This is a genomic window from Shewanella sp. YLB-07 (assembly GCF_009377275.1).
This window is the reverse complement of record NZ_VOQB01000013.1, coordinates 123,890-150,320: the sequence shown is the minus strand read 5'-3', so window position 1 is coordinate 150,320 and position 26,431 is coordinate 123,890. Positions and strand designations below refer to the sequence as shown.

24 protein-coding genes, 1 tRNA gene and 1 pseudogene are annotated in these 26,431 nt (G+C 46.7%); 15 read left to right on the top strand and 11 right to left on the bottom strand.

Annotated features, from left to right (window positions below):
* Positions 1 to 334: 334 nt before the first annotated feature.
* Together FS373_RS24045 and FS373_RS24040 are read right to left on the bottom strand one after the other, a co-directional pair.
* The gene (locus FS373_RS24045) at positions 335 to 1,495 is read right to left on the bottom strand and encodes a saccharopine dehydrogenase family protein (protein WP_152830786.1); all 1,161 of its coding nucleotides are present in this window, start codon (positions 1,493 to 1,495) and stop codon (positions 335 to 337) included.
* Positions 1,496 to 1,519: 24 nt separating this feature from the next.
* Positions 1,520 to 2,617 (bottom strand): saccharopine dehydrogenase, encoded by a 1,098-nt coding sequence (locus FS373_RS24040; protein WP_152830785.1) that lies wholly within the window; start codon positions 2,615 to 2,617, stop codon positions 1,520 to 1,522.
* A 138-nt stretch (positions 2,618 to 2,755) separates the two neighbouring features.
* On the opposite strand from FS373_RS24040, the gene FS373_RS24035 reads away from it, so the two are divergent.
* A complete protein-coding gene (locus FS373_RS24035) occupies positions 2,756 to 5,143 on the top strand; it encodes an aminotransferase class III-fold pyridoxal phosphate-dependent enzyme (protein WP_227993203.1) in 2,388 nt (795 codons plus the stop codon).
* A gap of 219 nt (positions 5,144 to 5,362) precedes the next feature.
* A complete protein-coding gene (gene nhaC, locus FS373_RS24030; protein ID WP_185976913.1) occupies positions 5,363 to 6,856 on the top strand; it encodes a Na+/H+ antiporter NhaC in 1,494 nt (497 codons plus the stop codon).
* 48 nt (positions 6,857 to 6,904) lie between these two features.
* Here nhaC and FS373_RS24025 read toward each other — a convergent pair whose 3' ends face one another.
* Entirely contained in the window at positions 6,905 to 8,971 is a 2,067-nt protein-coding gene (locus tag FS373_RS24025; protein ID WP_144048349.1) for an alpha/beta hydrolase family protein, read from the bottom strand.
* 187 nt (positions 8,972 to 9,158) lie between these two features.
* On the opposite strand from FS373_RS24025, the gene FS373_RS24020 reads away from it, so the two are divergent.
* The 3 genes from FS373_RS24020 to FS373_RS24010 all read left to right on the top strand — a co-directional run bounded on the left by FS373_RS24020 (position 9,159) and on the right by FS373_RS24010 (position 11,451).
* Positions 9,159 to 9,674 carry a DUF2975 domain-containing protein gene (locus FS373_RS24020; protein ID WP_144049142.1) on the top strand — a complete coding sequence of 172 codons (516 nt, stop codon included), beginning with the start codon at positions 9,159 to 9,161 and terminating at the stop codon, positions 9,672 to 9,674.
* Positions 9,675 to 9,706: 32 nt separating this feature from the next.
* A complete protein-coding gene (locus FS373_RS24015) occupies positions 9,707 to 9,919 on the top strand; it encodes a helix-turn-helix domain-containing protein (RefSeq protein WP_144048348.1) in 213 nt (70 codons plus the stop codon).
* Positions 9,920 to 10,137: 218 nt separating this feature from the next.
* Positions 10,138 to 11,451, top strand: coding sequence for a winged helix-turn-helix domain-containing protein (locus FS373_RS24010; RefSeq protein WP_152830784.1), 1,314 nt, complete (start codon positions 10,138 to 10,140; stop codon positions 11,449 to 11,451).
* A 44-nt stretch (positions 11,452 to 11,495) separates the two neighbouring features.
* Here the strand turns inward: FS373_RS24010 and fre are convergent, their stop codons facing one another.
* Together fre and ubiD are read right to left on the bottom strand one after the other, a co-directional pair.
* Positions 11,496 to 12,206, bottom strand: coding sequence for an NAD(P)H-flavin reductase (fre, locus tag FS373_RS24005; RefSeq protein ID WP_144048346.1), 711 nt, complete (start codon positions 12,204 to 12,206; stop codon positions 11,496 to 11,498).
* Positions 12,207 to 12,411: 205 nt separating this feature from the next.
* The gene (ubiD, locus tag FS373_RS24000; RefSeq protein ID WP_152830810.1) at positions 12,412 to 13,881 is read right to left on the bottom strand and encodes a 4-hydroxy-3-polyprenylbenzoate decarboxylase; all 1,470 of its coding nucleotides are present in this window, start codon (positions 13,879 to 13,881) and stop codon (positions 12,412 to 12,414) included.
* A gap of 209 nt (positions 13,882 to 14,090) precedes the next feature.
* Here ubiD and FS373_RS23995 point away from each other — a divergent pair, with 209 nt between their 5' ends.
* Positions 14,091 to 14,594 carry a hypothetical protein gene (locus tag FS373_RS23995; protein WP_152830783.1) on the top strand — a complete coding sequence of 168 codons (504 nt, stop codon included), beginning with the start codon at positions 14,091 to 14,093 and terminating at the stop codon, positions 14,592 to 14,594.
* A gap of 158 nt (positions 14,595 to 14,752) precedes the next feature.
* Positions 14,753 to 15,736: a chemotaxis protein gene (locus FS373_RS23990; RefSeq protein ID WP_144048344.1), complete on the top strand. Its 984-nt coding sequence runs from the start codon at positions 14,753 to 14,755 to the stop codon at positions 15,734 to 15,736.
* 154 nt (positions 15,737 to 15,890) lie between these two features.
* Here the strand turns inward: FS373_RS23990 and FS373_RS23985 are convergent, their stop codons facing one another.
* Entirely contained in the window at positions 15,891 to 16,409 is a 519-nt protein-coding gene (locus FS373_RS23985) for a GNAT family N-acetyltransferase (protein WP_144048343.1), read from the bottom strand.
* Positions 16,410 to 16,570: 161 nt separating this feature from the next.
* Between FS373_RS23985 and FS373_RS23980 the strand changes: the two genes are divergently transcribed.
* Positions 16,571 to 18,001, top strand: a complete 1,431-nt coding sequence (locus FS373_RS23980) for a PLP-dependent aminotransferase family protein (protein WP_152830782.1) — start codon at positions 16,571 to 16,573, stop codon at positions 17,999 to 18,001.
* 30 nt (positions 18,002 to 18,031) lie between these two features.
* On the top strand, positions 18,032 to 18,193 hold the full coding sequence (locus FS373_RS31650) for a hypothetical protein (RefSeq protein WP_185976912.1): 162 nt from the start codon (positions 18,032 to 18,034) through the stop codon (positions 18,191 to 18,193).
* A gap of 18 nt (positions 18,194 to 18,211) precedes the next feature.
* Here the strand turns inward: FS373_RS31650 and FS373_RS23975 are convergent, their stop codons facing one another.
* From FS373_RS23975 to lepB, 3 genes are all read right to left on the bottom strand, one after another.
* The gene (locus FS373_RS23975) at positions 18,212 to 18,637 is read right to left on the bottom strand and encodes a hypothetical protein (protein ID WP_144048341.1); all 426 of its coding nucleotides are present in this window, start codon (positions 18,635 to 18,637) and stop codon (positions 18,212 to 18,214) included.
* A gap of 72 nt (positions 18,638 to 18,709) precedes the next feature.
* Positions 18,710 to 19,207 carry a TlpA family protein disulfide reductase gene (locus FS373_RS23970; protein ID WP_144048340.1) on the bottom strand — a complete coding sequence of 166 codons (498 nt, stop codon included), beginning with the start codon at positions 19,205 to 19,207 and terminating at the stop codon, positions 18,710 to 18,712.
* A 122-nt stretch (positions 19,208 to 19,329) separates the two neighbouring features.
* A complete protein-coding gene (gene lepB, locus FS373_RS23965) occupies positions 19,330 to 19,980 on the bottom strand; it encodes a signal peptidase I (RefSeq protein WP_152830781.1) in 651 nt (216 codons plus the stop codon).
* Positions 19,981 to 20,177: 197 nt separating this feature from the next.
* On the opposite strand from lepB, the gene FS373_RS23960 reads away from it, so the two are divergent.
* From FS373_RS23960 to FS373_RS23950, 3 genes are all read left to right on the top strand, one after another.
* Positions 20,178 to 21,116, top strand: a complete 939-nt coding sequence (locus FS373_RS23960; RefSeq protein WP_152830780.1) for an ABC transporter substrate-binding protein — start codon at positions 20,178 to 20,180, stop codon at positions 21,114 to 21,116.
* 184 nt (positions 21,117 to 21,300) lie between these two features.
* Positions 21,301 to 21,987 (top strand): pyrimidine 5'-nucleotidase, encoded by a 687-nt coding sequence (gene yjjG, locus FS373_RS23955; protein WP_152830779.1) that lies wholly within the window; start codon positions 21,301 to 21,303, stop codon positions 21,985 to 21,987.
* Between the two features lie 137 nt (positions 21,988 to 22,124).
* Positions 22,125 to 22,215, top strand: a tRNA-Ser gene (locus FS373_RS23950).
* A gap of 136 nt (positions 22,216 to 22,351) precedes the next feature.
* Here FS373_RS23950 and FS373_RS23945 read toward each other — a convergent pair.
* Positions 22,352 to 22,827: pseudogene (locus FS373_RS23945) on the bottom strand (DUF3859 domain-containing protein).
* A 499-nt stretch (positions 22,828 to 23,326) separates the two neighbouring features.
* On the opposite strand from FS373_RS23945, the gene FS373_RS31640 reads away from it, so the two are divergent.
* The 3 genes from FS373_RS31640 (at position 23,327) to FS373_RS23935 (ending at position 25,861) form a co-directional block, all read left to right on the top strand.
* A complete protein-coding gene (locus FS373_RS31640) occupies positions 23,327 to 23,497 on the top strand; it encodes a hypothetical protein (RefSeq protein WP_005496049.1) in 171 nt (56 codons plus the stop codon).
* A 105-nt stretch (positions 23,498 to 23,602) separates the two neighbouring features.
* Entirely contained in the window at positions 23,603 to 24,538 is a 936-nt protein-coding gene (locus tag FS373_RS23940; protein WP_152830778.1) for a carbon-nitrogen hydrolase family protein, read from the top strand.
* Entirely contained in the window at positions 24,539 to 25,861 is a 1,323-nt protein-coding gene (locus FS373_RS23935) for a lactonase family protein (RefSeq protein WP_144048337.1), read from the top strand. It begins immediately after the preceding gene.
* A gap of 86 nt (positions 25,862 to 25,947) precedes the next feature.
* On the opposite strand, the gene rsd is transcribed toward FS373_RS23935, so the two are convergent.
* Entirely contained in the window at positions 25,948 to 26,415 is a 468-nt protein-coding gene (gene rsd, locus FS373_RS23930) for a sigma D regulator (protein ID WP_144048336.1), read from the bottom strand.
* Positions 26,416 to 26,431 lie beyond the last annotated feature (16 nt).

Below are 26,431 nucleotides of genomic sequence, written 5' to 3'. Positions count from 1 at the left end.
AATGGAGGTGGGGTACTGGACTCTCTTCGTTGTTGAGCCTTGAAAATCTCTGTGCTTAAATCCATAGAGGTTGACTGGGCATGATGACTCGAACAGCCAGTGATGAAGAAAGAGAACACAATTGAAATTAATGTGAGACTCGTTGATTTGATTTGATTTGTAAGTGATGGAGATTTCTAGTCGATACCATTGCGTCAATTCCCTTTAAACGATTCAATACAATTCAACATTAGATTATTTAGTTGAGTTGTTCAAGGAAGCATAAATATGCTTCCTTTTGTCGTGGATATATTTCGACAATGAACTCTAGTTGGCTAATTTCTGTGGCAGTTAGCTAGACCAGCTGATGACGGAACACCTTCTCATTCATCTTATCCAGCTCATTAAGCCACTTGGTCACTGTCTTCTCATCGTGTGGAGCCGGAGAGACACCGATAGCCAGCTCACCGGCGACTAAAGATTCGATGGCGATAGCCACTGTGAGAGAAACCAGACGGGCCATGGCTGAGCCGCGCTCGTCACCGGCTTCATCTACGCCGTAACTTGAATGCCAGACTGTCTGCTTACCTTGAGGATCTTTGACTTCCAGCTCAACCGATAGCACCACGCGATCGGCTTCACCCTTGTCGTATTGGTGCTTGTCCCAGAGTCCGTCACTGAGCTCGGCTAAACGGGCCATACCAGCATCACCTACGGCGTTGTCCACTTCGGTAAACAGCTCACTCCAGGCATCTGACCAGCCGTTGAGGCGCAGCGTGCCGCGAACAAATTCCTGAATGTTCCAGTCGTTTGCAAAACCATATTGCTGCTGAAAAGGAATAGAGTCTCGGTTTGGATAGGCCTGGAACGTCTCCAGACTGGCATCACTCATGCGCATATCGAAATCTGATAGGGCCAACCAAGGTTTCTCGGTACGCTGTATTTCGCCGTCTTGGGTCCATTGCGCCGGAGACTTGAGGGCTTTTAGTACCCCCAGTGGTGACCAGGAGAACTTATATCTGAAATCGTTGGCGACTTTAGGGAAGCCGCCGCAGTATGAGCGGAAGCTATGCTGGTTTTGCTTGTCGAATTTATCCGATGCCTGATATTCGGCGATCAAGGCGTGGGCCAGCAGGTGATCTAGCCCGGGATCTAGCCCCACTTCATTGACGAAGCAGAGGTTTAGGCTCTTGGCCTTATCATGCAAGGCCTGCATTTCCGGTGACACATAGCTGCTGGAGATGAAATGGGCTTTGAGCCCAAGACATAACTCGGCAACCTGCAGATGCAAGGTGGCTGGCAACATGGAGATCACCTGATCGCCTGGGTTAACTTCGGCTTCCAGAGCAAGCCAATTTAACTGCTTGGTCGGAACCTTAATGCCTAAGCTGGCAACCGCTTGCTCGGCCTTAGCTAAGGTGCGGTTCCAGAGGATCAGCTGTTGACCCGATTGTGCGACCTTGCGTATTCCCGGCAGTGACGAGAGTCCTGCACCTAACCAATGAACTGTTTGCATGTTGATTATCTCTTAATTTAGTTGTTATACCTGACTGAGCTTATCGGTAAAAATTTTATTCGCTTTTTGCCACACGCCTAGATTGAGATTGTCCAGTTGCAGTAGATGTGGCAAGAGTTGCTGGCAGAAATCTTCACTGCTCTCGACCGGCAGCAGCGAGGGTAAGTGGTCTATGGCGATCAAGTCGACGGGATTGCCCCCCTCTATGATACGCAGGCACGGCTTATCAAATGTGGTACAGCTTGCGTAGATAGGCAAGGGGTTGTAAGTACCATATGGGTCGCAACTGACGTCACAGATAATGGCCAGGCGTCGTGGCTCTATGCCATTGGTCTCGAGCATGGGCAAGGTAATAAACGGCGGCAGAGCTTCTTGTACGAACACGCAGTTGACCAGTACATCAAAGTCTAAAATATCTTCGAAGGGGCCGCCTACTTGAGTCTCTGCCATGTCCCACTGCGTAACCTCAGCGCCTACGCTCTTAGCCATCTCCACGGCGCCGCGTCCGCTTCGGCCCTTAGCGCCAATCACTAATACCTTGGGTGGTCGTGCTAGCGGACTCAGTGACTCGGCCACATCATCGACCAGCGCCTGCTTGCTTGGCATCGAAGCTAACTTATCCAATACTGGCTGGTCTGTTTGTGCTGTGGAATCTAGCTGCTGACGTTTGCCGAACGCCTTAAGCGCCACGGCAGCGCCGGCAAATCCGGCCCAGTAGCCGAAGGCGGCCACACGGCGATTATTATTATCCACCAGATATTCTAGATCGTATAGCTCGCCTTTGCCGGTCTTGAAGCGGCGCAGCACATCTTGCCAGCCTTGCTGCTCTTTATACACATGAGCGAAATGAATATGACGATGAACCAGAGGCCAATTATCTTCACTGAGTTCTTTGAGGCCCAAGATGATGGTGTCTTGTGGGGCTTGCTGCCAGCTGTGGGCTGGCACAATGTCGCAACCTATCCCTTGGTATTCTTGGGCTGGGATGGCACTCAAGGGGGACTCTTCGACAGTGATCTTGAACCCCGCCTCCAAGAGTTTCCGGGCGACATCGGGTGTAAGGGCAATGCGTTCTTCTAAGGGTTTAGATTCCGCGCGTAACCAAATATGGGCTTTTGTCATACCGCAAGCTCTCCTACAAGTCTCTCGTTAGAGACTACTCGATAAATTGCTATTGAAAAACAGTTAGTGTATACAATATCCCTATTTACACAAGATTAACATCACAGCTTAAGTGAAGAAACCAGAGGCAGAATGGCAATGCAAGAGTTGAAAACTAAGGTCGTTGAATATTCACCATCCACAGTGAAGGCGTTGGTGCAGGAGCATTTCCGGATGGCTGTAGAGGTGAAATCATTGCCCGGTTATGTGGATCTAAATTTTCTGCTTACAGATACACAGGGGAAACGTTTTATCCTCAAGATTGCTAATGCGGATGAGCCACTGGCCGAGTTGGATATGCAAAATGCTGTGATGAATTATCTTAACGGGCAAGACTTGCAGCCCTATCTGTTACCTGAGGTGATCAAAAACCTGGCAGGTCATGAGATCACGTCTCTAAAGGACGGACATGGCAGGCCGAGACCCATGCGCCTGCTTAGCTATGTGCCCGGCGTGTTCTACTGTGACCATAAGGCGCTGGCTGGTCATCATCACAGCCAACTTGGCACCTTGTTGGGCAGGCTGGATCTTAGTCTGCAAGGCTTCTCCCACAGGGCTGCTTCACGGCATTTCGACTGGGATCTCAAGCATGCGAACGCTGTCATCGAATCAAAGGTAGGTTTAATCAGCGACCAGAGCCTGCGTCAGCAGGTACTAAAGATTCTATCCGGCTTCGAACAGCAGGTGATCCCCTTTATGGCTGAGCTGCCACAAGGGGTGATCCACAACGATGTGAATGACTATAACCTGTTACTCAGCAGCGCTAGCTTGGACGCCGAGGTGATAGGCTTGATAGATTTTGGTGACATGGTATATAGCCATCAGATCAATGAGCTGGCTATCGCTTGTGCCTACGCCATCTTAGGAGCTGACTCGCCACTGGCGATCATAGAGGCCATCACCTTGGCCTATCACCAGGAGCGTCCGCTCAATGGCGCCGAGCTGTGGGCCTTGCTGCCTCTTATTGCCGCACGTTTAGCGGTTAGCGTGTGCAACTCCTGTGAAGCGATTTTATCCGAGCCAGATAATGAATACCTGTTGGTGACCGCTAAACCTGCCTGGGCAGCCATCACTACCTTGCTAAAACTAGATGCTAAGAGTGTTGGCTTTGGGTTGCAGCGCCTGTGCCTGACAGCAAACGAAGGGGAAAAACAGAGCGGGCCATTAGACCAAGGCACCGATAACATCTCATCTGAGCGACGCAGAGACATTATCAGCCAGAGAGGTGAACGCTTATTCAAGACCTTGAGTGTCTCCTATGAGCAGCCGTTAATTATCGAGCGCGGCCAGGGACAGTTTCTGCTAGATGAAAACAATATCGCTTACTTAGACATGGTCAATAATGTCTGTCATGTGGGGCACTGTCATCCATCTGTGGTCGCTGCGGGTCAGGCGCAGATGGCTAAACTCAACACAAATACCCGTTATCTCAATGACAATATTCTCGATTATAGCCGGGCTTTGCTGGACACCTTCCCCGAGTCACTTTCTGTGGTGATGTTCGTCAACTCAGGTAGTGAGGCTAACGAACTCGCCATGCGCTTGATGCGCTGCAAGACACAATCCGATGAGTTGCTGGTGGTCGATGGTGCCTATCACGGCAATACCAACAAGGCGATTGAGATCAGTCCCTATAAGTTTAATGGCCCTGGGGGCGAAGGGGCGGCGGAGCATATCCATATCGTGCCTGTGCCCGATCCCTACCGCGGACCGTATAAAGGCATGTCTGTTGAGACGGGCCTTGCCTATGCCGAGCCGGTGCAGCAGGCGATTCGTCAGTTACAACAAGAGGGTAAGCAGTTAGGCGGTTACATCTGTGAGTCTCTGCAGGGGGTTGGCGGCAACCTAGTCATGCCAAACGGCTATCTCGACGCCGTTTATCAAGCGGTGCGCGCCGCGGGTGGTGTCTGTATTGCCGATGAAGTGCAGGTGGGCTTCGGTCGTGTCGGCACTCATTGGTGGGGGTTTGAGACCCAAGGTGTGGTGCCGGATATTGTCACCTTAGGTAAGCCCATCGGTAACGGTCATCCCATGGCGGCTGTCGTCACCACTAAGGAGATCGCCGCTGCCTTCGTGACTGGCATGGAGTACTTCAATACCTTCGGCGGTAATCCGGTCTCATGTGCTATCGGCAAGGCGGTACTCGACACCATAGATACTGAAAACCTGATGCACAATGCCCGCGATAGCGGCGATTATATGCGGATGCGTCTGGTCAAATTACAAGAGACATTCGACATCATAGGCGACGTCAGGGGCCTAGGTTTATTTATCGGCGTGGAGCTGGTGAAGGATGCAAGTTTGACCCCGGCGACCCAAGAGGCGCAAGCCTTAATCGAGTGGTTTAAGTCGCGCAACATCTTGCTCAGTCTCGATGGTCCCTTCAATAATGTGCTGAAGATTAAGCCGCCAATGGTTTTTAACAAAGATAATGTCGATTATTTTATCGAGCAGTTACTCCAGGGATTATCCCGAATAAATGCATAACTAGTGGAGATATCACCTCAGAGTTGAATTTATAGTCTGTTACCTAGGGAGTTCGGTCTGGGCAGACAGGCTTAGATTCACACTCGCTCTAATGTGACCTAGATCTCATTGTTAATTTTATGTAAGGATGTTCGGCCCTAGCTAAGAATAAGCCATCGGATGAATGGTATTCGTTTATCGAATTGGCTGGGCCTGAGAACACATAACCACAAGGAATAAATGATGACCTCGACATCAGATCCCCAGTTAAACAAACACAAGCTGCCTAGCCTGCTCGACGCCCTCATTCCCATCTTTGCCCTGGTGCTTATGCTGGCGGCGGCCGTCTATCTGTATTCGTCTGATAGCTCTTACGGTGCAAACCAGATCGCTCTCATCATGGCCGCTTGTATCGCCCTGGTGATAGGGGTGAAGAATGGTTATAGCTGGAAGGAGATGGAAGCGGGTATCGTCAAGAGTGTTGGCGTGGCTACCGGCGCCTTGTTGATCTTATTTGCCGTGGGCTCACTGATCGGCACCTGGATACTCGCAGGCACAGTGCCGACCATGATCTATTACGGCATGTTGGTGCTCAACCCTGAATATTTCTATGCCGCATCCTGTCTCTTGTGTGCCGTAGTTGCCTTAAGTATCGGTAGTTCTTGGACTGTGGCGGGTACTCTGGGTATTGCTTTGGTTGGTGTTGCAGCAGCTATGGGACTGAGTGTGGAGATCACCGCCGGTGCCATTATCAGTGGTGCCTATTTTGGCGATAAAATGTCGCCCATGTCCGATACCACTAACCTGGCACCTGCGGTAGCGGGAACCGATATATTTAGCCATATTCGCCACATGGTATGGACCACGGTACCGAGCATCATCATCGCCATGATAGGTTTCCTGATCTTAGGTTTCACCAGTGAGGCCAGCGGACAGGCAGGTGATCTGCAATTGACCATGGATTTATTGCAAGCTCAATTTAATCCCGGCGTGCACCTCTTGTTACCCCTGTTGGTGGTATTAATCTTGGCCTATAAGAAGATGCCGGCATTTCCCACTGTCATTCTCGGCACCATCGCAGGCGCAATCTGCGCGGCCCTATTCCAGTTCGATAGCATCATAGCGTTTGCCAATGATGATAGCTTGCCTCCGATTGTGGCCATGGTTAAGGGAATTTGGACAGCCATGTTCGATGGCTATGTGGCTAACACGGGTGATGAAGTGCTCGATAGCCTGCTTAGCCGAGGTGGCATGAGCCAGATGACTAATACCGTGTGGTTGATCCTCTGTGCCATGGCATTTGGCGGGATCATGGAGGTCACGGGCCTGCTTAAGCGTATCTTGCAGAGTATCCTTGGCTTAGTAACATCCAGCGGAAGTTTGATTATCACCACCCTGGCGACTTGTATCGGCGCTAACCTGATCACCGCAGATCAGTTTATCGCCATCATCTTGCCGGGGCGTATGTTGAAGGTGGAGTACACTAAGCGCGGTCTGGCTGCGGTAAATCTGAGCCGTGCCTTGGAAGATTCGGCTACCATCACCAGCCCACTGGTGCCATGGAATACCTGTGGTGCATACATGGCCAGTACATTAGGTGTCGCCACCATAGCTTACCTACCTTACGCCTTCTTTAATTTAGTCTGCCCCTTAGTGAGTGGCACTTATGCCTACTTCAACTTTAAGATAGAGAAACTTGAAGATATGCCTGATCTCGAAGAGGTGAGTGCGTAAACAAGGTGTTTAGGTCCTAGAACCTAGGGATCTAGGACCTAACGAGTATTATAACCGGCTCACATCGACTTTTAGCGTGTTCAGGTGAGTGGCGAGTGAGGGGGTGACCTTGTTATCCACTCGTCCGCCCAAGTGCTCAGCGAAGAACTGCTCCATGGCGACGATATAGGCCAGCTTATTTTCACGCTTCCTAAATCCATGGCCTTCATCTTTTGCCAGAATATATTCAACGGGTAGATTTTGCTTATACATCACTCGAGCAATATTATCGGATTCAAGCTGGGTGACTCTGGGGTCATTAGCACCTTGCACTAGCATTAGCGGTGCCTTGATGCGATCGACGAACTTGATGGGTGACCGTGCCAGCATATCTTCTCTATCGGCTGCTATTTCTGGGTCGCCTACCGCGCTGTAAAACTGTCCAAGGTATGGACGAAAGCGTGGCGGGAATGATTCGAGTAGGGTGATAAGACTCGAAGGCCCAACATAGGAGATCACTGCCTGATAAAGATCAGGGGTAAAGGTCGCGCCAGCAAGGGCCGCATAGCCACCGTAAGATGCCCCCATGATGCCTAACCTTTGTTTATCGGCAATGCCTTGGTCGATAAGGTAGTGTGCACCATCGGTTAAATCGTCCTGCATGCTACCTGTGCCCCAGTTCTTATTGCCTAAGTTGAGGAAACGTTTACCAAAGCCCGTCGATGCGCGGAAATTTGGCTGCAATACGGCATAACCTCGGTTCGCTAATAATTGAGCGATAGGATTGAAATAGCCTGAACTTAAGGTCCAGTAATCACGGGCCCAGGGGCCGCCATGGGGAAGAATAATCGTTGGCAGGTTTTTACTCTGACCCTTTGGCAGGGTCAGGTAGGCTTGTACGTTGACGCCGTCTCGCGCCTGGTAAGTGATGGATTGACGTTTTGAGAGCAGCTCAGGTTTAATCGATACCTCTTGTTCGAGTAACAGGCTCACCAGTCCAGTTTTGGCATTAAAGCGATAGTCGCTACCCATATCGACATCACTGGCGACATGTATCTGCCACAGGCCGGTTTTCTCGTTTCTGTCGGTGATGGTTATCTCGATATCTTGAGTGAAGTGGTCGTTAATTTTTTTCCAGTTGCTGGCAAAGGTCTTATCCAGCGGATAAGTGCGCAGGCGACCGCCATAATAGGAGACGGCAAGTGGTGTGCCTTCATCGTTAAAGAGCACATCATAGACATCAGATTCATTCATGGGGTCTTGATGTAGGGTGAGCAGTTTTCCTGTGGTTATATTGAGGCGTAATAGCTGCTGCTTGTCACGACCTTGGATATTGGCTCTGAGGTAGGCTAAGTTGTTATCTTCATCAAAGCTAAGAATATCGATGTCTTCACCAAATTGGGTCTTAATCAAACTGGTCCATTTGCCATCAATTTTGGCGTAAAGATCGGAAGTATTGTCCGGGTTACTGCTGGTGCCAAGTACTGGCTCTCCCTGTTGGTTTGTCTCTATAGAAGAGAAGCCGTAGGTGTTAGAGAAAATATTGGTTATTTCGGCGGAATTAATATCTATACGGTACAGATCCATCTGCTGAGGGTTATCTTGATTAGACATGACCACTAAGGTGTTGGGCTTGTCTTTTGGCTGCTTGAGCAGGTCGTATCTTATATCGCTATTATTTGTTAGTGCTATGGCGCTGGCAGTTGGCTTGGCTTGGGTAACATCCAGAGTCAGCTTATAAATTTGCGTGTTCTCATTACCGCCACTGTCTTTGAGGTAGAAGAGTTCATTGTTTTGGCTTGACCATCGAAAACTCTGAATCGGTTCTTTTGAAGTAGTTATAGGGAAAGCTGCATCTAAGTCTGCACCTGCCGCCATCAGATAGAGGTTTTTCGCACCTTGATACTCTTTGAAAAAGGCTAACCATTTTCCGTCACTAGAGCTCTTGAGCCCGCTGATCCCTTGCTCGTTGAAGAAGGCTTCGACAGGTAGCAGTTGAACTTGCTGACTTTGCTCTTGGTCGGCGACCTGAGCTGGCAAGCTAGTTGGTGATGGAGTCTGGGAACAGCCAGTTATAAATAAGCTAGCGGCGAGCGCTGTCGAGAGTACGCTAGGTAAAATCTTATGTGTCTTCATCGTTCATTCCTTTAAATAACAGCTCAGATGCCTATCTGCTTTATCAACAAATCAGTTATCCATGAATTCCCAATTAAAGTAATACATAAAATAATTATTGTAAAACGATAATTAAATGTTTTTTTATGATAAAATGTTTCTGTCTGGTATAATCTGTGGAAATCGAGATAAGGGAATGATTGTGGCAATGAACGCGAGCATGCAGAAGTTGATGAAGATCAGCGGTTTTTTCAGGGTATTGGTATTAGTGGCTACGGCAGCTGTGGTGGTTTATCTGGGCTATAGCTACTTGGTGCTGGATGAAATACGTTTCGAGACCAATATGTTGTTTCTCGATCTTTGGCATCATGATGGTGCAAGCCGTGCTGTACTGATGGCTATTCAGGCGCCGCTACTAATCACCTTATTTGTGGGAATTTATTGGTTGCAACGTCTGTTGAGTCACTTTCAGCAGGGACAGTTTTTTGGTAATGAGGCGATGCGTTGTTACCTCTGGTTAATATGGCTGAAAGTGTTGGATATCGTGCTAGAGATCGTTCAACATCTGGCGACTGGCTACTATCATAAGCAATTTTTTGAACATACCAGCATAGAGCTTGGGCTTGAATTCGGTAACATGACCACCCTTTTGCTGATGCTGTTGATTGTTTACTTATTGAAGGCGGCGAAAGAGATCGAAGCCGAAAACAAAGAGTTTATCTAAATGTTACTTCTAGCGTGTTGGGCCCCAAAATTATGGAAATAGTCGTTAATTTAGATGTCATGATGGCGGTGCGTAAGGTGAGTTCTAAGGAACTGGCAAAGGCTATCGGCATCACTGAGGCCAACCTTTCCCTGCTTAAAAGAGGCAAGGTGAAAGGGGTACGTTTCGAGACCTTAGCCAATATCTGCGCATACCTCAATTGTCAGCCCGGGGATATTCTTGAGTTCCGAGGAGCCGAAGTATAAACGCTGAAGGCTCAGAGGCTGGAGGGTATTGTTTTCCTCTTGCAAGCAGGGATTAGCTCCATCGAGTTGGGCTGGATATAGTGTTTGATCTGAACTGGTAATCCCAGTATCTTTCAAAGCCTGAACCTAGAATAATAATAGATAGATCACCTAGGTGACCTCAGAGACATGTATTCGCATGTTTTTCGAGGAAGGCTTGGGATTTAAAGAGGTGTGAGTTGTTAAAAGTTACTCCATATTTGGAGTTAGATAGTGAAGCAAAACATCTAATCGATCACACCAGTGGCAAAACCATAGGCCTGACTTTTTCTGAGTCGGCTATATTAACCTATCTTCTTTCTACTCCGGATGTTATCTGCGGTAAAGAGGTCCTGCTAGAGCAGGGCTGGCCCGATCGCGTGGTGGCAGCAACATCGCTGACCCAGTGTATCAGCACATTGAGGAAGAAGCTGGAGCCCTATCCCGAAGTTCAACTGAAAACCATAGCAAGGCGGGGTTATCAGGTACACGTATCAGCAAGACCCGATACCAAGGTGTCTCAGGTCAAGGATAGCGATTCGATAGAAACGGCGCGCTGGCATGTGTCTCTGGTGGTGAAAGTCGCCGGGGTCCTGATACTGTTACTGGTCATAGGCATAGGTTGGTTTAACAGCGATCATTACAGTGTGATTGAGGAGACGAGTCAATGGCATGCGGACAAACACATCCCCCTCAACATTGGTGGCACCTTAGCGAGTGCAAGGCTCATCTATCCTGACGGGGTTAATGAGCTGCAGTCAGACATGTGGCAAAAGCATATCGCCCCGGAAACCAATTTGGTCGATGGAGTGGACAAGTTTAACGCCTTCGCGCTGACCGATGGGAGCCACTACTCTTTTGCCGCTTGTCCCTATGGTGAGCAAGGCACTTGTCCCGGTGAGCATTTAATCAATATTACTGCCATAGATCTTAAACCTGCGAGTTTAAATATGAGTCAATTTATACCCTTGACCGATAAGATGGAGAGTCGTATTCGCTATAACCGTATCTTGATCCCTAATAATCAGGTGTATGAGCCGGATCCCTTGGCCGATGATGATGTCACTCCGCAGTTGATAGAACATAATTATCATGGAGATGTCTATTTCCCGGTGGCAAACGAGTTGTTGGTGCGTGCCGATCTGAGTATCTCTCTGGTTTTTGAAGGAGATAGCACGGGTAAGTTCTACTCATCGACCTGTATTACCGATGAAGACTGTTTGACTACGCCGATTAAGTACAAGGTTCGCGGTCAATTTAAACTCTACCAGCAGACAATCAACGATATGAGTGTCGATGTGTTTAAGGTGATTGTGAGTCAGAAAGATCTGATTAAACCCGATACAGTGAGTTCATCGGCGATGCATTTCTATCGTGAGATCAGGAAACACAACATCCGTGACGAGGAGCTTTATTATTATCGAATCTATAAGGATGATAAGACTGCGGTGTGGATCGTGCCCTTGATGGGAAGTATTGTGGCCTGGACCAAATACGAAAGAGTTGAGTTATAAAGGAGTTCCTAGGTTCTAGAACTTAGAACCTAGGAACTGATGACTTATTTTATAAACGCAAACGCATCGCCGTAGAGATGCTCTTCCTCTACACCTATGGCGCGGAAGACTTCTCTGGCTGCACCTACCATGTCGAAACGGCCAGCAATATAGATATCATAACCATGTAAGCTAACGAAGTCGGCTTTGATCTGGGCTAACAGGTTAGCCTTCTTGCCTTTCCAATCTCCGCCAGCTTCTTCGAGTACAGGAACAAAATGCAACCAAGGATGAGCATCGTGCCATTCACGGGCAATCGTCTCGTAATACATGGCATCGGCGTTACGACAACCCCAATAAAGGGTGGTTTCGATCTTTTGTTCGAGTGCTATCTGTTGCTCGACGATACTCTTGATGTAAGAGAATCCAGTACCGCCAGCTATCAGTAATCTTGGACGCTGGCTCTCGTGGCGCAGGTGAGCCTCGCCGCCTGGTACTTCAATTTCAATCTGACCATCGTTAGCCAGGCACTCTTTCATGCGCTCGACGACTTGCATAGGGTAGCTTTCGCTGACAGCGGCGCCGATATGCAGTTCGATAAGTTCTGAATTGGGTGCTGAAGCGATTGAGAATGGGCGTTTATCTTTCTCACCCATGACCACACAGAGGTACTGACCGGCGTTGAAATCGAACGCTGTTTCAGGTTTTAGAATGATTTGATAAACCGCATCATTGAATGGGGTAACAGTTTCGATTTTACAGCTTATGGTGTTCATCTAACGTCCTTTTCGAACCCCTCTGTGGGAGCTTTACCATTTAAAAGTTAATAGTATAAAATGATTCAGAGCACTTGCTTTAGAACCAAGTTAAAACAGATACATTAATCATAGTCATTCCCGGCAGGTTAAGCGGGAAATTACTAGCGTGCTAAGAGCTTGGTTCTAAGTCTTTAAAACCAAGCCTATACTTAAGTCTCTACACCTAAGTATCTAAACCTAACTCTGCCCACATATCGTCGACTTTCTGTTTTACAGCTTCATCCATCACGATTGGAGTACCCCATTCACGATCGGTTTCGCCTGGCCACTTGTTCGTTGCATCCATGCCCATCTTAGAGCCTAGGCCTGTAACGGGAGAGGCAAAATCCAGATAGTCGATAGGAGTATTTTCTATCATCACGGTATCGCGTTTTGGATCCATACGAGTCGTTATCGCCCAGATCACATCGTTCCAATCACGGCAGTTAACATCTTCGTCCACGACTATGATGAACTTGGTATACATAAACTGACGCAGGAAGGACCAGGCGCCCATCATCACGCGTTTAGCATGACCCGGGTACTCTTTACGAATAGAGATCACTGCCATTCGATAGGAGCAACCTTCGGGTGGCAGATAGAAATCGATGATCTCCGGGTACTGTTTACGCAGGATCGGCACAAATATTTCGTTGAGTGCCACACCTAACATAGCTGGCTCATCCGGTGGACGGCCTGTGTAGGTGCTATGGTAGATGGCATCTTTTCTGTGGGTGATATGGGTCACGGTGAAGACAGGGAACTTGTCTGTCTCGTTGTAATATCCCGTATGATCACCATAGGGGCCTTCTTCGGCCATCTCTTCTGGGTCGATATAGCCTTCTAAGATGATTTCGCTGGTGGCGGGCACTTCTAAGTCACAGCTTAAGGCTTTACAGACTTGGGTGCGTTCACCACGAAGCAGGCCTGCGAAGGCATACTCACTCATTGAGTCGGGGACTGGTGTGACTGCGCCTAAGATAGTGACAGGATCGGCACCTAGCGCCACTACAACCGGGTAGCGTTCACCCGGATGTTTCTCTTTAAAATCTTTAAAGTCTAACGCGCCGCCGCGATGATCCAGCCAGCGCATGATCAGCTTATCTTTACCTAGCAGTTGCTGGCGGTAGATACCCAGATTCTGACGTTTCTGGCGAGGTCCTTTAGTGATGGTCAATCCCCAGGTCACTAGGGGGGCAGCATCTCCTGGCCAACAGTGTTGAATTGGCAGTTTAGTCAGGTCAACGTCATCACCTGTTTTGACCACTTGCTGACAAGGAGGGTTACGCACTGTCTTAGGTGGCATATTCAAGGCTTGCTTAAATTTCGGTATCTTAGATATCGCATCCTTGAAGCCGCGAGGTGGCTCAGGCTCTTTAAGGAAAGCCAGCAGTTCACCGACTTCACGCAGTGCCAGAGGATCGTCTTTACCCAGTGCCATGGCGACACGCTTAGGTGTGCCGAAAAGGTTAGCCAGCACAGGCATCTCGTTGTCGACAGGGTTCTCGAACAGCAGAGCAGGACCTTTAGCTCGAAGCACTCGGTCGCAAATCTCCGTCATCTCAAGGTGAGGGTCGACGGGATGGCTGATACGCTTTAGTTCACCCTGGCTTTCCAGGTGTGCGATAAAACTGCGCAGATCCTTAAAACTCATTGATACTTGCTGCCATAAAAAATGTGATATGGCGCGCACTATAGCATTTTTAGTACGCATGTTTAACTGCTTAACTTTATATACAGGAAGATAATAATTAGTTAAGCAAGGGGCAAATTATGCTGACGTTTAATTAGCGGTTCAATAAGCGTAATATAGGGAGATAACTAAGTTTTCACTCTATCAAAGGGTGAGTTTTGGAGGCAGTAATGGGGATAATCACTCGTGTTGGACAGACTATTATGCTGTCTGGTTTGCTGTCTCTGTCGAGCTTAAGCGTGCAAGCCAGTGATCGCTTCGATTGGAGCAGTAATGTCTGGGTTCAGCCTACATGGAGCAGTAGTTGGGGCTCGGGAATAGGTGTCGGCATAGGAACAGGCTCACCTTACTGGAGCAATCACTCTTGGAATCATGGTTGGAATAACACCTGGTACCGTCCTTATTGGCGTAACAGTTGGCGTTACCCCTATCGTTATAATCGTTATGACAATTACTATTATAATGAGCGCAGAGCTGTAAAAAGAGAGCCCACTCCACCAAAAGCTATCTCTGCACCTGTGCGAGTCACTACCAGTGTGCAATACGCATCCGGTTTGAAAAGCCTACCTGAAAATGCCCGAGTCATGCAAAGAGATGGCCGCACCATCTATGAATGGCAAGGTGTCGAATATGTGTTCGATTGGAGCACTGAGACCTATAGAGAGTTGAAATAGCTGTAGTGCAACACGATTGATGCTTCTTTTCCCTCCTCTTTTGCTGATTTATACACTTAGAGCAAATCCCTTCCTATACTCATAGCTAGCGTTACTTTTATTGAGAGCGATTTCTCTTTAACGCTAATTTTACGAGATGGCACCTTCGAGTATTGAGTATGAATGACATTAAAAAAATAGATATCCTCACGGAAAGTGGCACAAATGAACTTGAGATTATCGAGTTTCATCTGCATAAAACCTTGTCTGATGGTGGCTACAAAATTTGTCATTACGGTATCAATGTAGCCAAAGTCAGGGAAGTGATCCGGGTGCCGGATACCGAAGATTATCCTAATGCCAAAGCTCATATGATTGGGGTATTCTCATTACGTGATAACTTAATTCCACTTGTCGACCTTGCTAGCTGGCTGGGGATACCTACATGTGAAGACATGGAAAAAAAAATTGTGATAGTCACCGATTTTAACAAGATGATTAATGGCTTCTTAGTCGATAGTGTCCTGAGTATTCATCGGGTCTCCTGGGAGCATGTAGAGTCTCCGAGCCAGTTTTTAGAATCGGGTGAGCAGGACTGTGTGGTTGCTGTGGTTAGGCGCGATGGTTATCTGATTATGATCTTAGATTTTGAGAAAATAATTTCCGATATTAATCCAGAACTGAGCATGGATAAGTATGACGTGACTCAAGACAAGAATGTCGTTATCAACGACAGCATGCTAGCTAAGCGTCAGGCTAAAACGATAATGGTTGTCGATGATTCTGCCTTTATCCGCAAGATGATCGAGAAGACATTGCAGTCATCTGGCTATAATATTTTGGATGCAAAAGATGGTCAGGATGCACTGGATATTTTAGAAGATTTTGTTCGCCTCGCGGAAGAGGAGGGAGGCTCAGTCACTAACTTTGTCGATGCGATAGTGTCTGATGTTGAGATGCCCCGCATGGATGGCCTGCATTTACTGAAACGATTACGGGATAGCTCACATTATGCCAAGACCCCGATCGTGATGTTCTCATCTTTGATGAGTGAAGGTAATCGTTTGAAGGCACTGGAGCTAGGTGCCGATGACACTATCACTAAGCCTGAGATTGGCCGCATGGTTGCTATGGTTGATGGTCTGGTTCTGGGTGAGAGCTAGTTGGCACTTGAGCGTGAGCAGCCCGTTAGTTTGCCGACAATGTATCAATAAAAAATGGCCGTTTGGAATTAACGGCCTTTTTAAATTCTGGTTAATATCTGAATTCAATTCTTAGCAAAGTATGCATAAATACCTCCTGACTTTATTGATAAGCTTAAGTTTTTAAAAAAGTCTCATAGCGGTTTATGGTGAATCCATCTTCTTGATACTGACTGATATAGCTCATGCCCAGCTTGAGCAGTACATTGATGGATCCTAGGTTTTCGGCTACGGCGTCTCCGAGCACTCGGTTGAGGTCCAAGTGCTGTTTTGCATATTCGATACAGGTAAGGTTTGATTCGGTGGCATAGCCTTTTCCCCAATGGGTCGGGTGGAAACGGTAGCCGATATCGATAGCTTCGATACGGCTGTCATTCTTGAAGCCGCAAAAGCCAATCACTTCATCGGTCTCTTTAAGCACCACGGCCCAGCGGCCATAGCCGAACAGCCTGTATTCTTTTAACCAGATATCACGAATGATTTTCTCTGCATCTTCAATGCTGCTACACATGCCGGCATCTCCGGTAAAGCGGTTGACCTCTTCAGGGGCATTAAAGTGGTAAACCGCTTTGGCATCATCGTGATTAAATTCTCGGATAATAAGACGCTGCGTCTCGGTAATTATCTTGCTCATCTTGGCCACCTTTGTTTCTGTTTGCTTCTTTAGCTATCTCAGTAGCAATCTCAATCGCTATAAGTATAACTGTGTTGTTTTTTACTTTAACTGGAGTCGTAAAACCAAAACAGATACAGTTAAACTCAATAAAACCCAATACAGTTGTCTAGGGCCTAATTATGAGCGAGTTTAAGTATCAGAAAATTGTCGATGAGATCGTTCGTGCTATAGAGTCAGGTATATTTTCAGATAAATTAGGGAGTAATAAACTCGAGTCGGTACGTCGTTATGCTAAAGATAGAGGCGTTGGAGTATCGACTGTGACTCAGGCTTACTATGAGCTTGAAAGGCTAGGTTGGATCTATTCAGAGCCTAAACGGGGCTATTTTATCGCTTCAAGGAGAGCGCTTAAGCAACCTGATTATGGTTCTAGTATCAAGCGAGTTATTGCGGAATTAGATCTAGCTAATGCGGTGCAGTATTCGTTTAACGACCCGGATATCTTACCTCTCTCTTGCACGGCTCCCTGTACGGTTATCGATCAAGAACTCCTGCTTAACCGTTTGCATAAGCAGGTATTGAAGCACCGCCCTTACAAACTTATGATGCAAGATCCTATCGAGGGTATTCCTGAGCTAAGATACGAGATATGTCGTCACTTATTACGCTCAGGGCAAGTATTTTTCAAGGAGCAGGTGCTGGTGACCAATGGCAGGCAAGAGGGCTTGTTACTGGCATTAACTGCCGCCAAAGCCATAGGGAAAGCGGTGGCAGTGGAGTCTCCGGTATCATTCTATTTTCAGGCGATGTTGAAGCAGTTTAATACCGATGTGATTGAGGTGCCTATGCAGGCAAGTTATGCCGATGAACTAGCGCTGCTCTCCAAGGCGCATAAAGAACAGAAGTTCGATACTTTTCTGGTCAATCCTAATTTTGCCGATCCTACCGGGCGAGTCTTATCTGTAGAGGATAAGCAAGCCTTGATTGAGTGGGCAAGCGAGCATGGTGTCACCTTGATTGAATATGACCGTGGTGAACTATATTTTGGCGCAACTCGCCCTGTGACGATTGCAAGTCTAGTGACTCAAACTCGCACCTGTAGGGTGATTAGTATAGGTGATTTTTATGACACCATCTCACCCGCTATCAGCTTAGGTTATCTGATATGTATCGATACGTTCACCAGCTGTCAGTATGCAAAACAAATTATTGCCGAGGAGCCAAGCATTGCCTTGCAACATATGGTGGCGAACCTGATGTCTTCTGGTGAGTATCATACACTGACGGGGAAGCTCAGAAATCAGATGAACACCAATTACCTTAAAATGGAAAGCTCGATGAGCCCAGTGCTGGGAGGTTCGGTTTACATGAGTCAGCCAACGGGCGGCCCCTGTATCTGGTTTAAGTTACCTGAGGGGTATTCCAGTGAGGCTCTGTGGTCACGGGTCATATCGGAAAAACTATCGATTGCGCCAGGAGCCATGTTCTCTTTTACCTCTAATTATACCTGCTATTTTCGGATAACCTTTGCCCTGCCTTGGAATGACAAAATGGCTTCTGGGGTTATCCGGCTTGCTGAGGTCATTAGAGATTATATCGAGGAGAAATAAAGCTAACTGTTTGTTAAGTCGTGGTTCAGCTTGGAATTTGCTTCGACTCAAACCGCGGTTACCGCACTACTCGTTAAATCAGAAGCCGATGGCACAGTGCTTATCTGCCAATATCGCACCATGAAACAGGTACACTTTCAGGTGCTTTTCACTAATCAAGTATGCCCATTATCGATGCAGGTTGGGCACTAAGCCACCTCCTATTTTGTACTATTTGGCTTTATCTGGATATCTTTGCTCAATTGCTCGAAATGAGCGTAGGAAAAGCCCAAGTCCACCTACGCTAAGCACCAAAATCACGATAAGATCGAAGGCACTCATATGGGTAAAGCGGAATTGAATCGAACTGATAACGCCAAAGACAAGAGCGACTAGTGAACCAAAAGTGAGCACCCAGCCGAGGATATTTTTGTAATTGTAAAACATGATGCCGACACCAAAAATAAACGGGATCATTATCATGCCACTGGTAACATTAAGGCCACCAAAGTTTGAAACGTGATAAAGGCTGTTACCCATGCCAAAAGAGCTGGTTATCTTGATGGCATTGAGCAACATATAGAAGCCGCCACACATCATTATTAAACCAATGAAGAATTGGCCTATACCGCCGGATGTTCCGCCTGCACCGTTCATTTTGATTCCCTTAAAATTTAGTTTTCAATATATCGCTTGCATCAGATATCGCCAGATTTTACCGATTGGGAGTTACCACTGCACTTCGGCCAATGGGTTTTCACCTTCGGCTATTATGGTCTTAACTACGATGTTATGAGCATCGAGTAGAATCAGCCTAGGGACCCCAGCATTGGCAAACTTGGCATAAATAGCTCTGTCTGTATCGGCAATAAGAGGAAAGTTTATCTCATACTCGCTGGCAAATTTGTCTAATGCAGCGATGTTTTCTTCGCGGCCTATGGCTATTATGTCGACATTTGGGTCTAGGTTGAGATCTGATGCTTCCAGCGCCTTCATGGCTCGCTGAGAATCTGGACACCAGGTGGCAAATAGCACCAGCAATTTGGCATTGGCTGACTCTTCTAAATTAATCTTATTACCTTGGATATCGGTAAATTGAGTCACAGGAACCACTTGTCCCACTTTGACATAGGTTAGGTATTCAATCTGTTCATTATCAGTTGTTGTCGCACAACCAGAGACAAAGAGGGCCAATGAAAGCAAAGAAGCCGAAATGAGCTGTTTCATCACAAATCCATTTAATAGAAAGTGTGCTTAAAATAGCAAATATCGACTTTTTTGTGTAGATAATTACTCAAATTGAGGCTACTAAAAATCTGTTCTCCTAGAGCCTGGAAATTAGCAGCTTATTATAACGTATGCATGAATCGCTCAGGCCGAAATAGATAGTAGTTATCGTAGTCGTTAGAGAAGGCCACGGTTTTTGCTCTGCCGGTGATCTCGTCTCGCGCTATAAAGCCTATTACGCGTGAGTCGGCACTGGAATCTCGATTATCTCCCAAGGCCAGGTAGTAATTATCGGGCACTGTGACCGGACCGAAATTGGCAAGTCGAGAGGGAGTATCATGGACTCGAATCATGTGATCTACGCCTAAGAGCTTTTCGATGCTATCTGTGTTTGAGGCAAGTTTGTTTTGAATTTCATAGTCCAGCTTTTGCCCATTTATGATTAGTTTGTTTTGTTTCATTTCGATGATATCACCGGGTATACCTATCACACGTTTAACGAGTTTCTTATCTGCTTTGACTGAGTCGAAGATGATTATCTCCCCCCGAGCAGGATCGGCCATTTTTACCAGAGAAAGATGAGTGAAAGGTACACGTATATCATAGGCCATCTTATTGACTAATAGCCTATCTCCTTCGAGTATGGTGGGTTTCATCGAGCCAGTAGGTACCGAATTCCAGTCGGCAACAGCGCTTCTAAATACCAGCATCAATACCATAAACAGTAAGAAAGAGCGGTTTTGTTTGAGTAGTTTAACGAGTCCCTTCAGCATCAAGAGATCCCTGATCGATTATGAGTGTATTAGCTCTGACAGATGTTTGTCTGGAACAGTTCCGGAAGGTGAGGAAACTGAGGGAAGTTAAAAGTAAGCAGATGTGTATTATCCATTCTGGCTAGCCCTGTGGAGGCATTGCGCTTTGTAAATATAGATTCTATGCTCAAAGCTGCGACAGTGAATTAGGCTTAATAATGGATAAATTTAGCAGGCCCTTGTGTTTGTTTGTGGCCGTATTGGCTTCAGTGAGTATGAGTGTTTGCGCTAAAATTGGTTTGTTGGAATTAGACTGGTCCAGTCAGAAAGTGTTGACTCATGTGGTTGGTGAACTCCTTCAAGCTAAAGGCATTGAGGTGGACTATGTCTCTTCTGCTGCTGATGGTCAATGGTATCAATTGGTTTATGGCCATGCGGATGTGCAGATTGAAGTTTGGCAGGGAAGTATGGCGACTCAATTCGATAAGCTGGTCAAGGTTGGCAAGATTATCGATGCTGGAACCCACATGGCGGTAACCAGAGAGGATTGGTGGTATCCGGACTATATTGAACCATTATGCCCAGGTTTGCCCGATTGGAAGGCATTGAAAGCCTGCTCGGCTCTTTTCTCCGATGGTGAAGATCCGCAAGGAGTCTATATCTCTGGCCCTTGGGTTAAGCCAGACAGAGCCAGAATTAGAGCCTTGGATTTAGATTTTAGAGTGAGGGAGATGCCGACCGGAGATGCACTTTGGGAGGTTTTTGATCGCTTGATCGAAACAAAACAGATATTTGTCATCTTTAATTGGACGCCTAACTGGGTCGAAGCCGTTTATAAAGGTAAATTTATTGAGTTTCCCCCATATAGCAAGGCATGTGAATTTGAGCCTGCATGGGGAGTTAATGAAAAATATCTCTGGGATTGTGGTAACCCTAAAAATAGTTGGCTGAAAAAGGCCGTCTCTCGATATTTGGCTGATAAGTCTGCATGTGCCTTAGATATTGTGCGGAGCTTTTCACTGTCTAACCAAGATATCGCCTTGGCTGCAGCTTTAGTGGATATAGATAACTTGAGTGTTGAGCAGGCTGCAAAACAATGGCTGTATGTTAATCAGGCAAGGGTAGAACAATGGCATGATCATGCCTCCTGTATCTGAGTCGAATTCTGTCTGTTTCATCCAATAATAAAATATGCGCATTGTATATCCTTATGCCATGGTTTCCCTTTACAAGGGGCCGATAGGTGATTATTGTCGGCCGATAATGAATGCACCCGATCTTAGGGTTTAGCCAACTCAGGCGCATTAACGGAATTTAGGTTTATTCGGAGAGTTTATAACGATGAAGTACCAATGGATCTTATTTGATGCCGATGAAACCTTGTTTCATTTCGATGCTTTCAAAGGCTTACAGCTGATGTTCTCGAAATTTGGTGTCGACTTTACCTTCAATGATTTTCAAATATATCAAGAGGTGAATAAGCCGCTGTGGGTAGAGTATCAAGATGGTAATATCTCAGCCCTCGAGTTACAAAATACCCGCTTTGAACCTTGGGCGGCGAAATTAGCGGTCACTGCTCAAGAGCTCAATAGTGGCTTCCTGGCTGCCATGGCGGATATCTGTAGCCTGTTACCCGGTGCGAGAGAGCTGATCGATGCATTAACGGGCAGAGTCGAGATGGGGATCATCACTAATGGTTTCACCGAACTGCAGACCATACGTTTACAGCGTACAGGCTTATTAGAGAGTTTTTCTCCTGTGGTGATTTCTGAGCAAGTGGGCGTCGCAAAACCCGACGTGGCGATTTTTGAGCATGCCCTCACTCATATGCAACACCCACCGATAGATAAGGTGTTAATGGTGGGCGATAACCCACATTCAGATATACAAGGTGGTTTGAATGCCGGTTTTGATACCTGCTGGCTAAACAGTGAAGGTCGAGATGTGCCAGACGGGATCACTCCTCACTATCAGGTGGGCTCGTTAACCGAGTTACAAAGCCTGTTGCTAGATAATGTTAGCGATTAAAATTGATGCATAAACGACAAAAAAGCATCAGTTAACGACTTTTTTTAAAATAATTGCAATTTATGATGTTTTCTTGCCCAGTTGTGCGTTTTCCCCCTTTACATCAAGGTCAACAATCCCTATTATCAGCGGCGTTCGGAGAGATGGCAGAGTGGTCGAATGCACCGGTCTTGAAAACCGGCACGGGTTTATAGCCCGTCTAGGGTTCAAATCCCTATCTCTCCGCCACATTCAGATGAAGCCCCTAGCAGAAATGCTAGGGGCTTTTTCGTGCATAAAGACGAAAGGCTCATCACTTCTTATTAGAGACAGTGATGAGCCTTTTTTCGTTTAGGAAAGAAATAGCTTGATAGGGGGGAAAGCCCTAAAGTCCACGCTTCTTCCAGAATGAAGCCACTTTTTCTATATCAGAGTTAGCTTTGGTTTGAGTGCCATCTTGTGGAGGGTTATCAAGCATATGTACCTTGAAGGTCTTCTCGGCTATAACCTTGCCTTTGAGCTCTAAGGTCATGCTTATACCAATCGGTATAAAGGTGTGGTCACTTTCTTATACCGATTGGTATTACCTAGCTTGTTTTGCTCCGGTGCCCAGATGGTATCGCCAAGATAGAACTTCCAATCATTTTCTTACACGTAGACCTCGCCATCGAAAGGGGGCCTGATATTGCCGTCAGCATCGGGGATATCGGGATGGTAGATGCAATACCTGAGTGTCTGGTTCTTTGCTTTTTTTATCCGGGTAATGAAACCAAATTCGATATCGATCTTTGCGGGTACATGCACGGTAGATTTGGTTAATCTGGGCAGGGCACCATCATGCTCATCCCATTGGGTGAAGATCCCGCTATGAATAATAGTGACGTCGGGTCTATACCAATTCCATTAAATTTATGATCAATTCAGAGCTCTCTCAGGGCTTTTAATTCAAGGCGCATTGTTGAGGAAATGGTTATTCCCTTTTGAGACTGTGCAACACAGAAGTAAAAGTCCTGAGAAGCTCACGTAGTGCGGCTGATGTTTAAGGCAAAGGGAAAAACACTTTATACTGCGCAAGTGGCTTTCGATATACGACTGAACGGATTCAGGAGGTACGAGCCCACGGACGGGTGAAGGTAGAATAATGCAGGAGCAATTATCGAGAGCAACGCAGGAGCTTGTTGCCGAGAATAACTATTAGCTTCAATCCCCTTACTTGCCTACAGTATTTTTAACTCCCGCTGAATGATCATTTACTTAATGGAACTGGTATTAGTTTAGACATGGTGAGCTGCTTTTGAATTCCTGTCATGTTAGTTTATCAAAATCTTTAGCTAAGTATGTACGGGCAATCAGAAAAAATATGACTAAGAAAACCCTTAAGTTTGAATATGAGAAAGAGACTAAAAATAGCGTGCGCTACCAGGAGATGCCGGAGCCGGGTCAGGCCCCCGTGCTTGGAACCCTCTATGTGCAGAAATGGTTTGCCACAGACAGTAAGATATTAGAGATCACCATAGAGAAGAAAGACTAGCGTTATAGCCCTGTTCGGCTAGCTTTAATAAGGTGTACCAGTTACCAGTTACCAGTTACCAGTTACCAGTTGCCTGTTACTGCTTTGCTGATGGATGGGATCTATATGTCTAGAGTGGCCATAGTTCAAGAGTCTTCGATCGTATTAAATCGTGATAAAACCATAGACAAAGCCGTGCTGCTTATTCAAGAGGCGGCCTTGTCAGGTGCCGACCTGGTGGTATTTCCTGAAGCCTTTATTTCCGGGTATCCTGCATGGATCTGGCGGCTGAGGCCTGGTATGGATTGGGGGACGAGTGAGGCATTGCATGGGCTATTGCTTGAAAGCTCAGTTAATATTGAGGGCGGTGATCTGGCTCCCTTGTGCGTTGCGGCCAAAGCTAATCGGGTGACTGTGGTTTGCGGTCTCAATGAGCGAGATAATGAGCGCAGCAGGGCGACCCTGTATAACACAGTAGTCGTCATTTCTGAGGAGGGCAAACTAGTCAACCGACACAGAAAACTGATGCCTACCAACCCCGAACGTATGGTGTGGGGGTTTGGCGACGGCTCGAGTCTTAAGGTGGTCGAATCACCCGCAGGCAGGCTGAGCACTTTACTCTGTTGGGAGAACTATATGCCTCTGGCAAGGTACACTCTCTATGCGCAGGGGGTTGAGATCTATATCGCTCCTACTTATGACAGCGGAGATGCCTGGTTAGGCACCATGCAACATATAGCGCGGGAGGGACGCTGTTGGGTGATCTCTTGTGGAGTGGTACTGGAACATAGGGATCTCCCCGATGATTTTCCCGATAAAGATAACTTGTATCCAGACAGTGATGAATGGATTAACCCAGGTGATTCTGTTGTTGTCGCCCCTGGCGGTGAGATTATTGCAGGCCCCCTCAGAAAAGAGAAAGGCATACTCTACGCCGAGGTAGATATCAAGTTGGCTGCAATCTCTAAACGGGCATTAGATGTGGTGGGACATTACTCGAGACCAGATATATTTACCTTAAGTGTTAATACCCAAGTACAAAGCTCGATTAAGATTAAATAGATGTTCAATCAAAAACTGATACTCGCCGTACTATGCCTCTTGCTATTGGCATGCAGTTCCGTCACTCGTGATGCTTACTATAAAGATCTGAGCCTCTTCGACATTCGTTTGGATCCCGTGCATGTACTCAGACAGGGTGAAGCTGGGGTCGAAGGTCTAGACAATGCGCGCGCCGCCGTCATTACGCCGGATAAGACTCAGCTGTTAATCGTGAGCGCCGATGATGATTCCGTGACTATCTTCGACCTGGATAAATTGCTCAAGCCGACCCTAAGGCAAGTGATTCGAAGTGGTGATTTGAGTCTTGCACATCTAAATAGTGAAATGGATGTACTGGCCGGAGCCTCTAATTTGGTGCTTTCAGGCGATGGGCAATATGCCTATATCGTTAGCTTCTATGGCAGCTCTTTGCTTGTGCTAAAAAGAGGGCAAGATAATACTTGGTCATTTCATCAACTGCTCAGCGATGGCCTTAGACCGGAGCGAATATTTAAAGATGAGCGCTCCATTGGAGAGTTGGATACCCTTGGGTTACTTGGCGCTTGGGATGTGGCAATAACATCCGATCCCAGGCAAGTATTCGTGACTAGCTATAAGAGCAGTAGCTTGAGCGTGTTCGATCTTACCGATGATGGTAAGGCCAAGCTCAGACAGGTGTTCAGTAGTCACAACAAGTCACTCGATGGAGATGAATACGGGCTAAGTGGAGCCGTGGGAGTAACGGTATCTCCGGACGGTTCTCAGGTATTTACCTCGGCATTTGAAGATAACTCAATAAGCATTTTCACTAGAGACTCCAGCGGCAACTTGGTATGGCTACAAACCATAAATCAAGGAGAACATGGCTTAGATGCATTAGTAAACCCACAGAGTTTGCTCGTCTCTAAAGATAATAATTGGCTGTATGTAGCTTGTTCAGGCACAGGTTCGCTTATGGTTTTTAAGCGTGAGGATAGCGGGCAATATCTGCATATGCAGACGTTAACGGACACTGATGACTCTAGTTCTGAGCTTGGTTCAGGCTTAGCCTTGGTTGGAGCCGGAAGCCTGGCACTGACCTCTGACGGTCACCATCTGTTTGTTACCGCGGAGGCGGACGGTGCATTGAATTATTTCAGCAGAGAACCGAATGGTCATTTGGTTTTCAAACACAGTTTACAGGCGGGTGATTCGAGTGAGGGTCAGGATAAATACAGCGAACTAACCGGGGCTTCTTCGGTAATGCTTACCCCAAATGATGATTTCGTGATCTTGACCTCGGGTGAGGGCAACGCATTAATCATTTACCGTATGGTGAAAGTTGCGATTCTTGAAGAGCGGTAAAAGAAAGCCAAGAAAGACGGGGAGCTTGGCTGGTGCTTACTTTACTCTTATTAGTTATGGGCTATAACTGATATCTATTTCGAGAATTATGAGTGCTTAGTGTGCAGCACTTCCAGTAGCTCATCTTCTAATTCGAAACGGGTTTCCATTGCATGGCCCAGTGATGACAGATCTTTATCAAGTTGATATAGGATTTGGTCATCGACTGATTCGGTATACTTTTCATTGAAATCTAGAGCCGAATCTGTGGTTTCACTTATTCGTGGGACTAGGTTCTGCGCAAGAGATTTACTCGATGTGCCATTTCTCTCACATGCGGTGACAACTCGATCATAAACTTCGAAATGCCCTTCGGAGACATAGTCCACTAACAGGTCACAAAATTCTTTAACTGTCTTAACGGTAGGAAGTGACTTTTCAGTCGATTCATAGGGCGGGATACCGGCAATTTGGCAATAGTTGATCAGTAATTGGCGACGGTTATTAAGCCAATGATCGATAAGAGTGTTAGAGCCGCCCCATTTTCTTTCAGCTTTTTCGAGTTGTTTTAACATGATAGTTCCCGTTTTA

Coding starts and splice junctions, on each gene's coding strand:
- FS373_RS24045 (WP_152830786.1), bottom strand. CDS start 1,495: ATGCAAACAGTTCATTGGTTAGGTGCAGGACTCTCGTCACTGCCGGGA.
- FS373_RS24040 (WP_152830785.1), bottom strand. CDS start 2,617: ATGACAAAAGCCCATATTTGGTTACGCGCGGAATCTAAACCCTTAGAA.
- FS373_RS24035 (WP_227993203.1), top strand. CDS start 2,756: ATGCAAGAGTTGAAAACTAAGGTCGTTGAATATTCACCATCCACAGTG.
- nhaC (WP_185976913.1), top strand. CDS start 5,363: ATGATGACCTCGACATCAGATCCCCAGTTAAACAAACACAAGCTGCCT.
- FS373_RS24025 (WP_144048349.1), bottom strand. CDS start 8,971: ATGAAGACACATAAGATTTTACCTAGCGTACTCTCGACAGCGCTCGCC.
- FS373_RS24020 (WP_144049142.1), top strand. CDS start 9,159: ATGAACGCGAGCATGCAGAAGTTGATGAAGATCAGCGGTTTTTTCAGG.
- FS373_RS24015 (WP_144048348.1), top strand. CDS start 9,707: ATGGAAATAGTCGTTAATTTAGATGTCATGATGGCGGTGCGTAAGGTG.
- fre (WP_144048346.1), bottom strand. CDS start 12,206: ATGAACACCATAAGCTGTAAAATCGAAACTGTTACCCCATTCAATGAT.
- ubiD (WP_152830810.1), bottom strand. CDS start 13,881: ATGAGTTTTAAGGATCTGCGCAGTTTTATCGCACACCTGGAAAGCCAG.
- FS373_RS23995 (WP_152830783.1), top strand. CDS start 14,091: ATGGGGATAATCACTCGTGTTGGACAGACTATTATGCTGTCTGGTTTG.
- FS373_RS23990 (WP_144048344.1), top strand. CDS start 14,753: ATGAATGACATTAAAAAAATAGATATCCTCACGGAAAGTGGCACAAAT.
- FS373_RS23985 (WP_144048343.1), bottom strand. CDS start 16,409: ATGAGCAAGATAATTACCGAGACGCAGCGTCTTATTATCCGAGAATTT.
- FS373_RS23980 (WP_152830782.1), top strand. CDS start 16,571: ATGAGCGAGTTTAAGTATCAGAAAATTGTCGATGAGATCGTTCGTGCT.
- FS373_RS23975 (WP_144048341.1), bottom strand. CDS start 18,637: ATGAACGGTGCAGGCGGAACATCCGGCGGTATAGGCCAATTCTTCATT.
- FS373_RS23970 (WP_144048340.1), bottom strand. CDS start 19,207: ATGAAACAGCTCATTTCGGCTTCTTTGCTTTCATTGGCCCTCTTTGTC.
- lepB (WP_152830781.1), bottom strand. CDS start 19,980: ATGCTGAAGGGACTCGTTAAACTACTCAAACAAAACCGCTCTTTCTTA.
- FS373_RS23960 (WP_152830780.1), top strand. CDS start 20,178: ATGGATAAATTTAGCAGGCCCTTGTGTTTGTTTGTGGCCGTATTGGCT.
- yjjG (WP_152830779.1), top strand. CDS start 21,301: ATGAAGTACCAATGGATCTTATTTGATGCCGATGAAACCTTGTTTCAT.
- FS373_RS31640 (WP_005496049.1), top strand. CDS start 23,327: ATGACTAAGAAAACCCTTAAGTTTGAATATGAGAAAGAGACTAAAAAT.
- FS373_RS23940 (WP_152830778.1), top strand. CDS start 23,603: ATGTCTAGAGTGGCCATAGTTCAAGAGTCTTCGATCGTATTAAATCGT.
- FS373_RS23935 (WP_144048337.1), top strand. CDS start 24,539: ATGTTCAATCAAAAACTGATACTCGCCGTACTATGCCTCTTGCTATTG.
- rsd (WP_144048336.1), bottom strand. CDS start 26,415: ATGTTAAAACAACTCGAAAAAGCTGAAAGAAAATGGGGCGGCTCTAAC.